Here is a 12485-nt window from a genome sequence, read left to right on the forward strand (position 1 = left end):
CCATACATAAAAAACCCCGAATCATAAACTTTTCAGTTTACAATTCGGGGTTTTATTTGTTTTACATTCGTTCCTAATTAGTAACGAATTAAGAAATATTTCTTCTTACCGCGGCGAATGATTGTAAATTTACCTTCGATGCGGTCGTTTTCTGTTACAACGTAGTCTAACGCTTGTGTACGCTCACCGTTTACGTAGATTGCGCCGTTCGTTACATCTTCACGTGCTTGACGTTTTGATGGAGAGATTTTGCTTTCTACAAGTAAGTCGATTAATACTGTATCTTCTGCAGTACGTTCTACAGATGGTACGTCTTTGAATCCTTGTTCAATTTCGCTTGCAGTTAGTTCTGCTACAGAACCGCTGAATAGTGCAGCTGAAATTTTGATTGCTTGCTCTAATGCTTCTTCGCCGTGAACAAGTTTTGTCATTTCAGAACCTAATGCTTTTTGTGCTGCACGTTTTTCTGGTGCTTCAGCTACTTGCTTTTCAAGCTCAAGAATTTCTTCATGAGATAAGAATGTGAAGTATTTTAAGTATTTAACAACGTCGCGGTCATCTGTGTTAATCCAGAATTGGTAGAACTCGTAAGGAGTTGTTTTCTCTGGGTCTAACCAAATTGCTCCGCCTTCTGTTTTACCAAACTTCGTACCGTCAGATTTTGTAACAAGTGGAATTGTTAAACCGAATGCTTTCGCATCTTCCTCTGATTTACGGATTAATTCAAGACCAGCTGTAATGTTACCCCATTGGTCACTACCACCGATTTGCAGACGGCAATTATGGTGTTGGTATAAGTTTAAGAAGTCATATGATTGTAAAATCATGTAACTGAACTCAGTGAATGAAATACCAGTTTCTAAACGAGATGCTACTGTATCTTTTGCTAACATATAGTTTAAACCGAAGTTTTTACCGATATCGCGTAAGAATGAAATTACATCTAAGTTACCAAGCCAGTCATAGTTGTTAGCCATCGTTGCTGGGTTGTCCACGTTTTCGAACTCTAAGAAGTTTGAAAGTTGGTTTTTAATGCTTTCTGTGTAGTAAGCAACTGTATCTTTCGTATTTAATGTACGCTCTGCTTTTTTACCACTTGGATCACCGATCATACCAGTACCACCGCCAACAAGTGCGATTGGTTGGTGACCAGCTAATTGGAAACGACGTAACATTAATACTGGTAACATATGACCAATGTGTAAGCTATCTGCTGTCGGATCGAAACCACAGTATAATTTAACGCTTTCTTTTTCTAATAATTGCTCAAGGCCCTCAGCATCTGTTTGCTGATTAATTAGACCGCGAAATTCAAGATCTTGTAAAATACCCATATCCTACATACTCTCCTTTAAGTTCATTACTGGCGTGAAAGTTGAAAACATAAAAAAATCGCCCCTTCAAATAAGGGACGATTTTGATTATCGCGTTACCACCCTAGTTGCAGGCAAAAAAGCCTACCACCTTATTTACATAACGGCTTAGCACCGTCTTTTCCCTTTTGAATACAATTCAATCGAAAAAAGATGCTCTAGGGGCGTAATTCGCGATCATCTATGTGCTGATTTCCACCGACCATCAGCTCTCTAAAACAGGGAAATGATCACTACTTCTCCCTTTCCACGCTCAATTATTCATATACTTTTCTTTATACCATCATTTATATAGGCGTGTCAAATAGAGGTGGAATTTCTCTTCTTTCCAATCCTTTACAACGCCATAAAGAGTATCGTAATAAGAGAAAGCATTGGAACCCCAACTAACAACGATACATGAAACACAACCGATAAATCATTTCCAATGGTCGCCTCCACAGGATCTTTCGCCGGGGAACCAAGAAACCCGATTAATCGATCGAATCGACTTACCGTTTTTGGAAAGTCTGGTATTTCTACATGATCACTATCTAAATGTTGCTTTAACTTATATTCACTCTTAAAGGGATTTTCGCTCAATTTCATCCACCTCCAGCAATTGTTTCAATTTCTTTATTCCATTATGAAGTCTCGATTTCACTGTTCCAATCGGAATGTTTAATATTTCTGCAATTTCTTTTTGCTGCATATCATGATAATAAGAAAGGATTAGGACCGCTCTTTGCTCTTCTGGAACTTTCAAAATTGCTTCTCTTACTGTGAGCCGATCTTCGTGAGAAAATTCTTTTTCCGGAATCGGCACTAAAAATGGCAAAAGCGTACGCCACCTTTTTCTCCTATTTAATTTATTAATCATAAGACGATAACCAATTTGAAATAAATACGTTTTTATTTTACCTTTTTCAATTTCATACATATGTTTCTTACGCTCTAGCGTCAAAAACGTATCTTGCACAAGATCGATACTTAATTGTTCATCTCGGTTAAATCGATATAAAAATTTGTATAGCGCTGGTTTGATTAAAATATATAGTCTTTCTCCCGCTTGTTTATCTCCACTTTGATACGCAAGCATGAGCTCCTCCTCAATCCCAATCTGCGCCATGATTTTTGATCTCCTTTATTCCTTTTAACGTTAATGAAATACGGGAAATTAAATATGCAATCGCAATAAAAATCCACAATTGTGATTGATTTGTAAAAAATTGCACATATGGGTTTTGAATCGTAAATCCCATTGCAACTAAAATATTTAACGCTTGCACACATATGCATGCATACAACGCAAGGCAGACAGAAATAGTATCAAATACATTCCAGCGAAAATACACTTTTGTTTTTGTAAAATCAATTTTATATCCATTTTTCCGTACTATATGTTTTCTATCAAATGGAATAATTATTGAAAACAGAACACCCATTATAGCTCCAGCTGTAAGCATTGATACTCTATATCCAATTGGTATCGGTAAGAAAAGACCACAAGAAAATACAACTATAATTCCAATTAAAGCAAAAGCAAGAAGTAATTTATTAGACATAAAAAAGCCTCCCTCATCTATTCTTTCACAAATGTATACAGACGAGGAAGACACTTCGTTCAAATATTATTTTAATTTTTTTATAATCTTTGCGGGATTCCCGCCAACTACTACATTATTAGATACATCTCTCGTTACGACAGCACCAGATGCGATCACCGCATTGTCTCCAATTGTTACACCTGGATTAATAATTGCTCTTCCGCCAATCCATACGTTATCGCCAATTGTAACTGGTTTTCCGTATTCTGATCCGCTTATGCGCTCTACTGGATCAAGCGGGTGTGTTGCTGTATAAATGTGAACACCTGGAGCTAACATACAGTTCACTCCGATTGTTACCGGGCATACGTCTAAAATTGTACAGTCAAAGTTCGCGTAAAAATTTTCGCCAACGTGAATGTTATAACCGTAATCACATCTAAAAGAAGATTCAAGATGAATATTATCTCCTGTCGTTCCAAATAATTCTTTTACGATTTCGCTACGCTCTTTTAATTGCTCTTCTGGCGTATCATTTAATTTTCTCGTTAATATACGTGCTTGCTCTCTTTCTTGTACTAAAACTGGATCAGCCGGTATGTACATTTCTCCTAGTATCATCTTTTCTTTTTCTGTTTTCATCATACTCCCCCCTTTAACTTATATATATAAGTTAATAATAACATAAAAAAAGGTCTGAACATTTTTCGTTCAGACCTTCCTCTCTTAATCTTCCATCGTTGATAAGTCACCTGTTGGTAAGTTTAATTCCCACGCTTTTAATACGCGGCGCATAATTTTACCACTTCTCGTTTTCGGTAATTTATCTCTAAATTCAATTTGCCTTGGCGCTGCATGAGCTGCTAGGCCTTTCTTTACAAATTGACGAATTTCTTCTTTTAATTCATCAGATGGTTCGTATCCTGCTCGAAGTGCGATAAATGCTTTAATAATTTCACCACGCACTGGATCAGGAATACCAATTACACCTGCTTCTGCAACAGCAGCATGCTCGATTAATTTACTTTCTACTTCAAACGGACCAACGCGCTCACCTGACGTCATAATTACATCGTCAATACGTCCTTGGAACCAGAAGTATCCATCTTCATCCATATAGGCAGAGTCACCTGATACGTACCAATCTCCCGGCATGAAATAAGATTCATACTTTTTCTGGTTATTCCAGATTGCACGCATCATAGATGGCCAACCTTTCGCAATTGCTAAGTTACCCATTGTGTATGGAGGAACTTCATTTCCTTCATTATCAACAATCGCTGCTTTCACACCTGGAATTGGTTTACCCATTGAGCCTGGGCGAATTTCCATACAAGGGTAGTTACAAATAACTTGTCCGCCTGTTTCTGTCATCCACCACGTATCATGAATACGAAGTCCAAATGCATTCATACCCCAGCGAATTACTTCTGGATTTAACGGCTCACCAACGCTTAATACGTGACGAACTTGTGATAAGTCGTATTTTTTAATTGCGTCTTGTCCAGCTCCCATTAACATACGGAACGCTGTTGGTGCGCTGTACCAAACCGTCACACCGTAATCTTGCAGTGCTTCATACCAAGCTTCTGGACTAAAGCGTCCACCTAAAATAACATTTGACGCTCCAACTAACCACGGTGCGAAAATACCGTAAGCAGTTCCCGTTACCCAGCCCGGGTCAGCTGTGCACCAATATACGTCATCTTCTTTTAAATCTAATACCCATTTCGCCGTTTGATAGTGCTGAACCATTGCATTTTGCGCATGAAGCACACCCTTTGGCTTACCAGTAGAACCAGACGTATAGTGAAGAATTAAACCATCTTCACGGCCTAACCATTCAATATGTAATTCTTTTGAAGCTTGTTCAAATAAAGGATTGAACGCTACCGTTTTACCGCCTTCTTCTACATTATCTCCAACAAGGAAAACTGTTTTTAAAGCAGGTAAATCATTTAATGGTACACGCTCTAATAACTCAGGCGTTGTAATTAACACCTTCGCTTCACTATCTTCTAAACGATCGCGAACCGCACCTTCCATAAATGCTTCAAATAACGGTCCAACAATTGCTCCTAATTTCACTGCACCTAAAAGTGCGAAATATAACTCTGGAGAACGTGGCATAAAAATAAAAACGCGATCGCCTTTTTCTACATCGCCATAATTTTTCAGGACATTCCCTGCTTTATTAGAAAAATCCTTCATTTCCTTAAACGTATATTTCTCTTTTCGCGATCCATCTTGATAATAAAGAGCTACTTTATTCTTTCGATCGGATTTCGCATGCTTATCAATTGCCTCATACGCCATATTTACTCGGCCTGTTTCATTCCAAGTAAAGTTTTTATTAACCTCTTCCCAGTTAAAATTCGCGTATGCCTCATCATAATTCGGCAAATTATTTTCTCCTTTAATGACAGGAAGCGTTTCTACTTTCATACTTTACATCCCCCTCCTATGTATTCTATTATCTATTATAATGATATTATTTAAAATTTTCAGTATATTTGTTGATTTTTAGACAAATTTTTAATGACAAAATTCGATTCACATCGCATATATTATAAAGTACGATATTAATAGATTCACAAACCCTCAAGGTGGTGAGCAATACATTGATTCATAAAAAAATATACAATGCTAGAAACTTAAAAACAGCGAAAGGCACTTTAATTATTGAAGGTCCTGTCTCTACACATAATCTTGAAATGTATGAATTTCATCCAGATTTAGTTGCATTTCGTCCTGCTGAACAGCAATATAAAGCAATTGTCGAAATTTCTAAATTACCAGAAGCTCGACTCATTATCGCTAGACATGACCAAATGATTGTTGGATATGTTACATATTTATATCCTGATCCACTTGAACGATGGTCAGAAGGAAAAATGGAAAACTTAATTGAGCTTGGGGCAATAGAAGTAGTCCCAGCCTTCCGCGGGAGTTCTGTCGGAAAGAACTTACTAGAGGTTTCTATGATGGACGATTATATGGAAGATTACATTATATTGACGACTGAATATTATTGGCACTGGGATTTGAAACAAACAGGATTGAATGTGTGGGAATACCGAAAAGTAATGGAAAAGATGATGAATGCCGGCGGGTTACAATGGATGGCTACAGACGATCCTGAAATTTGTTCACATCCCGCCAACTGTTTAATGGTCCGCATCGGTAAACGCGTTGATACGGATTCTATTCAAGCTTTTGATCGTCTACGTTTTCACAATCGTTTTATGTATTAATAAAGGGGGCAACTGGAATGATTGTAGAAGAAATTATGAATCAAAATGTAGTTACACTACATCCAAACGATACAATCGAAACAGCAATCCGAACGATTCGCACGAAAGGCATTCGGCACATTCCAATTGTCGATCAAAATAATCACGTCGTAGGCATTATTTCTGATCGGGATGTAAGAGATGCAAGTCCGTCTATTCTAGATGAACAAGTTTCACTCGATATGCTACAGCAACCGCTTGAACTTATTATGAAACATCCTGTAATGACTTGCCACCCTCTCGATTTCGTTGAGGAAATTGCTACTTTATTTTTTGAAAATAAAATTGGCTGCCTTCCTGTTACAAAGGCTGGTAAGTTAGTTGGTATCATCTCAGAATCTACAGTACTGCACACGTTAGTGAAATTAACAGGGGCACATCAACCGAGTTCACAAATTGAAATTCAAGTAAAAAACGAACCTGGTATTCTTGGAAAAGTCGTTGCTATTTTTAGTGATTTACAAATAAATATCGTGAGCGTTCTCGTCTATCCAGCAAAAGACGAGAATGATAAAGTACTTGTTTTCCGCATTCAAACGATGAATCCTCTAAAAGTGATTGATGCACTTGAAGCAGAAGGCTATCGCGTATTATGGCCGAACATCATGGGGATGCAAGCATGAGTAGCGCGTTTATTTATTCGGATGACTTTCGGGGCTATTCATTTAGCCCTAATCATCCTTTTAACCAACTGCGCGTCACACTTACGTATGATTTATTACAAAAGGGCGGTTTCATCTCTCCCTCTCAAATCATCTCACCACGGATGGCTACAGATGAAGAGATTGCCTACGTTCATACAGAGGAGTACATAAATGCGGTAAAACGTGCTGGAGAAGGAAATTTAGAAAAATCAATTGCGATGACATATGGACTTGGAACAGAAGATACACCGATGTTTCCAAATATGCACGAAGCAAGCGCATTGCTCGTTGGTGGTACATTAACAGCTGTCGATGCTGTTCTTTCCGGAAAAGTAAAACACGCGCTTAACTTAGGAGGCGGCTTACATCATGGCTTCCGTGGTAAAGCATCTGGCTTTTGTATTTATAACGACAGTTCTATCGCAATGAAGTATATTCAGAAGAAATACGGTTTACGCGTCCTATATATTGATACAGACGCTCATCACGGTGATGGTGTACAGTGGTCATTTTATGATGACCCTAACGTATGCACCATTTCATTACATGAAACTGGTCGCTATTTATTCCCTGGAACTGGCGCTGTAAACGAACGCGGACAAGGTAATGGTTATAGTTATTCTTTTAACGTTCCACTCGATGCTTTTACAGAAGATGAATCGTTCTTAGAATCATATCGAACTGTTGTAAAAGAAGTTGCAGCATACTTTAAACCGGATATTATTTTAACGCAAAATGGTGCTGATGCACATTACTACGACCCACTTACACACCTTTGTGCGACCATGAATATTTACCGCGAAATACCGAAACTCGCTCGTGAAATTGCTAATGAATATTGCGACGGTCGCTGGATCGCTGTCGGCGGTGGCGGCTATGACCATTGGCGCGTCGTACCAAGAGCATGGGCGCTCATTTGGCTCGAAATGAACAACATCCAAAACATCTCAGGTTATCTCCCTCCAGAATGGATTGAAGCTTGGAAAGGACAAGCAGAAACAGAACTTCCCCTCACATGGGAAGATCCAGACAACATGTATAAACCTATCCCCCGTAAACCAGAAATTGAAGAAAAAAATGCATTAACTGTAGCGAAATCCCTTGAAATTATTCGGAATAATATGACAAAATCTTTGTACTAAACGAAAAGGAGGCTCGTTTTTGAATAGCCTCCTTTTATTTATTGTCGGTTTCTGTCGGTAAGTCGATATATTTTAATAATCGCTGATATATTTCGAGATGCGCCGATATATTTTCATTTCATAACAGCCTGGCCCAACTTTTATGAGAAAAGGTCGTGATATTATGTGGAAACGACAAATGATCCACACGAAACGTGGTACATTTGAACTCTTTACAAAAGGAGATGGCGAATCGCTTTGTATTACACATCACTATTCACAATTTAATGAAACTGGTGATTACTTTGCGGATGTTTTTACTGCTACGCATCGTGTATTTCTCATTAATTTACGAGATACTGGTCGCTCTGTAACCGCCCATTCAGAAAACGAATTAAGCATGATTGAAACAATCCACGACTTAGAAGCAATACGAGAAGCATTACAACTTCCAACATGGCATTTCGCTGGTCATTCAACAGGTGGTATGCTTGGCCTTTTATATGCGATTACATATCCAAATTCCTTACAATCATTAGTCGTAGTAGGAGCTGCAGCAAGTAACTATACCGAAACACCATTTTGCATTTATCATCCCGAACATTCACAATTTCATTATATGCAAGAGCTCATCGAAAACTTAAAAAGCCCTCACCTTACAAGTGAAGAACGGAAAGAACTATCTACTAAGAGAACAAAATTATCATTGTATAAACCAGAAAACTACAACTCTTATTTTTGTAAACCAATCAAAAAAACAATGTCCGTTAGCCGGATGAATGCTTTCGTCAATGAATATCCTTCATTTGATTTAAGAGAGTATTTACCTTCCATCCAAACAAAGACACTTATTATATGCGGAAGATATGATGTACAGTGCCCAATTCAGTATTCTATCAAGATGCATGATGGGATACGTAATTCTATCTTCATTCCATTTGAAAACAGCAACCATTATCCTTTTTTAGAAGAGGCTACTCAGTTTACTTCTACTACTCAAACATTTTATAAATCATTGCAACAAGGAACTCTAAAATAGTATGTTAAGGTCGCAAGCTAATTTTCGAACAAAAAGCTCACAGCCTCTATAAGACTATGAGCTTTTTTCAAAAGAAATATTTCACACTAAAAACAACTAAAAAAATACAAGAAATAACAACTAAACCCACATCAAGTAATACCGAATTTTTATCTCTATCTTTTAAACTTACCTTAGAGCTAGAAATGCTTTTAATTACCCAAAAGATCGCAAAAAAGAACCAACCAAAATGATCATTCGTAGAATCTTCATCATAAAACATTTGTATTGCACCAATAATCAATAAGATAAGTACGATATTAGTTCCAATCTTTAAAGCCTTGTTTGATTTATTATCTTTTAATATATCCCCCAACATATAGCACGCCCCTCATGCTCTCCTCTGTTTTGTTTCTCTTTACATTTTAACATAAATTACCTATTCCTTCCTTTTCATTCGAATAACATACAAAAAAACCTGCCAATTACTCGGCAGGTTCCCTACACATTAAAACGATAACCAGCTCCCCATACTGTTTCAATATATTGTGGGTGGGCAGGATCTCTTTCAATTTTTTCACGTAGCTTTCTAATGTGGACGACAACAGTGGCTAAATCACCAGCGGAATCTAATCCCCAAATGCGTTCAAATAACTGTTCTTTATTTAATACTTGGTTTGGATGTGTGACAAAGAATGTTAATAAATCAAATTCCTTCGTTGTAAATGCCACTTCTTCATTGTTTATAAAAACTTTCCTCGCTCGTTGATCGATAGAAATTCCGTGAATATATAACGTATCACGTTGCTTACTTACATTTCCTGATAATCTTTCATAACGAGCAATATGAGCTTTTACTCTTGCGACTAATTCGCTTGGGCTAAACGGTTTCGTTATATAATCATCCGCTCCTAATCCGAGTCCGCGAATTTTATCTATATCTTCTTTTTTTGCTGAAACAAGTAGAATCGGAATATCTTTTACAGCACGTATTTGTTTACAAATTTCGAATCCGTTCATTTTCGGGAGCATAATATCTAAAATAATTAAATCATATTCTTCTTGCAGGGCTATTTGTAAACCTGTTTCTCCTGAATGCTCTACATCAACTTGGAAATCATTAATTTCTAAATAATCTCGCTGTAATTCTGCAATACTTACTTCATCTTCTATTAGTAAAATTCTTTTCAATTTACTCACCACATTCCTCTACTTTTTCCAATGAGAAGAAAATGCTTGTGCCTTTACCAAGCTCGCTTTCCGCCCAAATTTCCCCGCCATGTTCTTCAACAATTTGCTTCGCTATTGCTAAACCAAGTCCACTTCCACCTGTGCTAGAATTTCGCGATTGTTCTGCACGATAAAAACGTTCAAAGATATACGGTAGCGTATCAGATTCTATACCTGATCCATTGTCCATCACTTTCACAATAACTTTATTGTTATCACTCGATACTGTTACAGTAATTTTCTTCTCTTCTTTATCCATGTACTTCACACTATTATGAATTAAATTTGATATAACTCTATTTATCTTTTCGCAATCAGCCGTTACATATAATGGCGATGAATGTAATTGTAAGTTAACTTCTATACCTTCTTCACTTAAATCCATCTGCATCTCTTCTATTAATTCTTGCATAAACGTATTTAATTCAACTGTCTCAAATTGGAATGGAACTCGATTCAAATCGAGCTTCGAAAACAAAAAGAGTTCATCAATGAGTGTGTCCATATGTTTTGCCTTCGTGTGAATTGTCGTTAAATACTTATCCATTTTTTCTGGCGTATTTGCTACCCCGTCTTTTATTCCTTCTACATATCCGATAATAGATGTAATCGGTGTTTTTAAATCATGCGATATGTTTGAAATAAGTTCTTTTCGATTTTCTTCATACTGCGTTTGTACTTCAATCGATTCTTTTAACTTCTTCCTCATTTCCTCAAATCCTTGATTTAATTGACCTATTTCATCGTGCGATGTAACTGGCATTTGAAAATCTAAATTTCCTTCTTTAATTTTCTCTGTTGCGCCTTTCAATACAAAAATTGGTTTTATTACACTTCTTGAAACGAGATAACTTAATAACCCAATAAGTAAAATAGCTAATAGTAAAAGCGATACGAATAAGATTGGAAATAATTTTTGTGTAAGATCTACAAATGAACTTTGCTTTTTTAGTACAAATATACTCCCTTCTTCTTTCTCTGCAAAATAAAAATCAAATTTTACATATCGATAAAATGTATCACCTAGTTCCGTTGTACCACGACTATTAATATTTGCTGCTTCAAATTTCGGAAGGGCTTCTGTTAAAGTCGAACTTTCAAAACCCTTTGTAGCATAAGAAATGTTTTCTCCCTTTCTTACAATTATTTTCACGCCTTCTTTTTCAATTGATGAAACGAACGATTCATCTAATAATTGAGATTGATGTTGCTTTGCCGCTAATTTTAATTCAAGATAGGCATTCTCTTCTTCTGGTGTAAGCGGCTTTTGAATGTAAGAACTTTTATAGAAATTTTTCACTGCTTCCAAGTCACCTGTTATCGAAAAAACAATTAAAAATCCCGCGACTAATATGAGTGTAATAGAAACGAGAATTACAGCAATATAAGAAAATAAAAACCTTGTTTTAATAGACATCATTTACATCCTCACTTTACCCATCCTTCATATTCATAAGCATAAAAATATATGTTCAAATACTCAAGCGATTTTATAGTAATTTTAGCGTCAGTTTATAAAAATTTAATGTTCCTATTTTACAGTTGAAATTAGGAGGTTGAAATTCCATGTTCAAAAAAACATTCAGTATGATATGTTGCGTAATTTTTTTACAAGGATGCTCGCAAGAACAAGAAGTAAAAAAGGAGATGATAAACATGGAGACTGCACTACTAGCAGCTACTGAAAAAAATGAAACGAATACTATTATATCTTTACTAAAACAAGGCTCAAATATAAATGCGACGGATAATCAAGGACGCACTCCGCTTATGATTGCAACATACAAAAATGATGTAAAAACCGCAAAAATGCTTATCGAATCTGGTGCTGACGTAAACATCCAAGATGACATGAAAAACAATCCCTTTCTATACGCCGGTGCGGAAGGTTACTTAGACATTTTAAAGCTAACAATTGATGCTGGTGCAGATCCTACGATTACAAATCGTTACGGTGGAACAGCTCTTATCCCAGCCTCAGAACATGGCTATATTGAAGTTATAAAAGAACTCCTCACTCGAACAAATATTGATGTAAATCATGTAAATAACCTCGGATGGACAGCTTTAATGGAAGCCATCGTACTAAATAACGGAAACGAAACACAGCAACAAGTCATTCGCCTTCTTATTGAGCACGGTGCAGATGTAAATATTCCAGACCATGATGGTGTTACCCCGTTAGAGCATGCTCGCGCTCATCACTTTGAAGAGATAGAGAAGATTTTGTTAGAAGGACGTAAGTAAAAAGCTAATTTTTGCCTTCCTCCCCCACCCTAT

General features: G+C 36.8%; 14 protein-coding genes and 1 other annotated feature. Of the genes, 5 read left to right on the forward strand and 9 right to left on the reverse strand.

Going from position 1 to position 12485, the window contains the following annotated elements; translation table 11 throughout:
* Positions 1–77: 77 nt before the first annotated feature.
* The 6 genes from tyrS to acsA form a co-directional block, all read right to left on the reverse strand.
* Complete coding sequence (tyrS, locus tag ACS2FK_RS28685; protein WP_000512081.1) at positions 78–1334, reverse strand: tyrosine--tRNA ligase; 1257 nt, start codon at positions 1332–1334, stop codon at positions 78–80.
* A 70-nt stretch (positions 1335–1404) separates the two neighbouring features.
* Positions 1405–1632 (reverse strand) — a binding site (T-box leader).
* Between the two features lie 77 nt (positions 1633–1709).
* Positions 1710–1955 carry a hypothetical protein gene (locus ACS2FK_RS28690; protein ID WP_001293786.1) on the reverse strand — a complete coding sequence of 82 codons (246 nt, stop codon included), beginning with the start codon at positions 1953–1955 and terminating at the stop codon, positions 1710–1712.
* Positions 1936–2481 carry an RNA polymerase sigma factor gene (locus ACS2FK_RS28695; RefSeq protein WP_000057196.1) on the reverse strand — a complete coding sequence of 182 codons (546 nt, stop codon included), beginning with the start codon at positions 2479–2481 and terminating at the stop codon, positions 1936–1938. Before ACS2FK_RS28695 ends, ACS2FK_RS28690 begins: the two co-directional genes overlap by 20 nt.
* Positions 2462–2917 carry a hypothetical protein gene (locus ACS2FK_RS28700; RefSeq protein WP_000066427.1) on the reverse strand — a complete coding sequence of 152 codons (456 nt, stop codon included), beginning with the start codon at positions 2915–2917 and terminating at the stop codon, positions 2462–2464. The genes ACS2FK_RS28695 and ACS2FK_RS28700 overlap by 20 nt, the downstream gene beginning before the upstream one ends.
* 66 nt (positions 2918–2983) lie before the next feature.
* Complete coding sequence (locus ACS2FK_RS28705; RefSeq protein ID WP_003271816.1) at positions 2984–3544, reverse strand: maltose acetyltransferase domain-containing protein; 561 nt, start codon at positions 3542–3544, stop codon at positions 2984–2986.
* Between the two features lie 81 nt (positions 3545–3625).
* Entirely contained in the window at positions 3626–5344 is a 1719-nt protein-coding gene (acsA, locus tag ACS2FK_RS28710) for an acetate--CoA ligase (RefSeq protein WP_063548778.1), read from the reverse strand.
* A gap of 176 nt (positions 5345–5520) precedes the next feature.
* On the opposite strand from acsA, the gene acuA reads away from it, so the two are divergent.
* The 4 genes from acuA to ACS2FK_RS28730 all read left to right on the forward strand — a co-directional run bounded on the left by acuA (position 5521) and on the right by ACS2FK_RS28730 (position 8996).
* Complete coding sequence (gene acuA / locus ACS2FK_RS28715) at positions 5521–6153, forward strand: acetoin utilization protein acetyltransferase AcuA (protein WP_000581393.1); 633 nt, start codon at positions 5521–5523, stop codon at positions 6151–6153.
* A gap of 17 nt (positions 6154–6170) precedes the next feature.
* Complete coding sequence (locus ACS2FK_RS28720) at positions 6171–6815, forward strand: acetoin utilization AcuB family protein (protein ID WP_000634583.1); 645 nt, start codon at positions 6171–6173, stop codon at positions 6813–6815.
* A complete protein-coding gene (acuC, locus tag ACS2FK_RS28725) occupies positions 6812–7978 on the forward strand; it encodes an acetoin utilization protein AcuC (RefSeq protein ID WP_080469885.1) in 1167 nt (388 codons plus the stop codon). The genes ACS2FK_RS28720 and acuC overlap by 4 nt, the downstream gene beginning before the upstream one ends.
* Before the next feature lie 142 nt (positions 7979–8120).
* The gene (locus ACS2FK_RS28730) at positions 8121–8996 is read left to right on the forward strand and encodes an alpha/beta fold hydrolase (protein ID WP_003271811.1); all 876 of its coding nucleotides are present in this window, start codon (positions 8121–8123) and stop codon (positions 8994–8996) included.
* Positions 8997–9063: 67 nt separating this feature from the next.
* On the opposite strand, the gene ACS2FK_RS28735 is transcribed toward ACS2FK_RS28730, so the two are convergent.
* The 3 genes from ACS2FK_RS28735 to ACS2FK_RS28745 all read right to left on the reverse strand — a co-directional run bounded on the left by ACS2FK_RS28735 (position 9064) and on the right by ACS2FK_RS28745 (position 11622).
* Entirely contained in the window at positions 9064–9354 is a 291-nt protein-coding gene (locus ACS2FK_RS28735; protein ID WP_063548782.1) for a hypothetical protein, read from the reverse strand.
* Positions 9355–9476: 122 nt separating this feature from the next.
* Positions 9477–10166, reverse strand: a complete 690-nt coding sequence (locus ACS2FK_RS28740) for a response regulator transcription factor (RefSeq protein ID WP_003271808.1) — start codon at positions 10164–10166, stop codon at positions 9477–9479.
* A 1-nt stretch (position 10167) separates the two neighbouring features.
* Positions 10168–11622 carry a HAMP domain-containing sensor histidine kinase gene (locus tag ACS2FK_RS28745; protein WP_000023857.1) on the reverse strand — a complete coding sequence of 485 codons (1455 nt, stop codon included), beginning with the start codon at positions 11620–11622 and terminating at the stop codon, positions 10168–10170.
* 149 nt (positions 11623–11771) lie between these two features.
* Between ACS2FK_RS28745 and ACS2FK_RS28750 the strand changes: the two genes are divergently transcribed.
* Entirely contained in the window at positions 11772–12452 is a 681-nt protein-coding gene (locus ACS2FK_RS28750) for an ankyrin repeat domain-containing protein (protein WP_063548784.1), read from the forward strand.
* The last annotated feature ends 33 nt before the right edge of the window (positions 12453–12485 follow it).

Origin of the sequence: Bacillus cereus group sp. BceL220 (genome assembly GCF_051776965.1) — a bacterium.
In the GTDB taxonomy this organism is placed as follows: Bacteria; Bacillota; Bacilli; order Bacillales; family Bacillaceae_G; genus Bacillus_A; species Bacillus_A cereus.

Excerpts from the sequence above, each read along its gene's own strand:
- tyrS (WP_000512081.1), bottom strand. The coding sequence starts at position 1,334 with ATGGGTATTTTACAAGATCTTGAATTTCGCGGTCTAATTAATCAGCAA.
- ACS2FK_RS28695 (WP_000057196.1), bottom strand. The coding sequence starts at position 2,481 with ATGGCGCAGATTGGGATTGAGGAGGAGCTCATGCTTGCGTATCAAAGT.
- ACS2FK_RS28700 (WP_000066427.1), bottom strand. The coding sequence starts at position 2,917 with ATGTCTAATAAATTACTTCTTGCTTTTGCTTTAATTGGAATTATAGTT.
- ACS2FK_RS28705 (WP_003271816.1), bottom strand. The coding sequence starts at position 3,544 with ATGATGAAAACAGAAAAAGAAAAGATGATACTAGGAGAAATGTACATA.
- acsA (WP_063548778.1), bottom strand. The coding sequence starts at position 5,344 with ATGAAAGTAGAAACGCTTCCTGTCATTAAAGGAGAAAATAATTTGCCG.
- ACS2FK_RS28720 (WP_000634583.1), top strand. The coding sequence starts at position 6,171 with ATGATTGTAGAAGAAATTATGAATCAAAATGTAGTTACACTACATCCA.
- acuC (WP_080469885.1), top strand. The coding sequence starts at position 6,812 with ATGAGTAGCGCGTTTATTTATTCGGATGACTTTCGGGGCTATTCATTT.
- ACS2FK_RS28730 (WP_003271811.1), top strand. The coding sequence starts at position 8,121 with ATGAGAAAAGGTCGTGATATTATGTGGAAACGACAAATGATCCACACG.
- ACS2FK_RS28735 (WP_063548782.1), bottom strand. The coding sequence starts at position 9,354 with ATGTTGGGGGATATATTAAAAGATAATAAATCAAACAAGGCTTTAAAG.
- ACS2FK_RS28745 (WP_000023857.1), bottom strand. The coding sequence starts at position 11,622 with ATGTCTATTAAAACAAGGTTTTTATTTTCTTATATTGCTGTAATTCTC.
- ACS2FK_RS28750 (WP_063548784.1), top strand. The coding sequence starts at position 11,772 with ATGTTCAAAAAAACATTCAGTATGATATGTTGCGTAATTTTTTTACAA.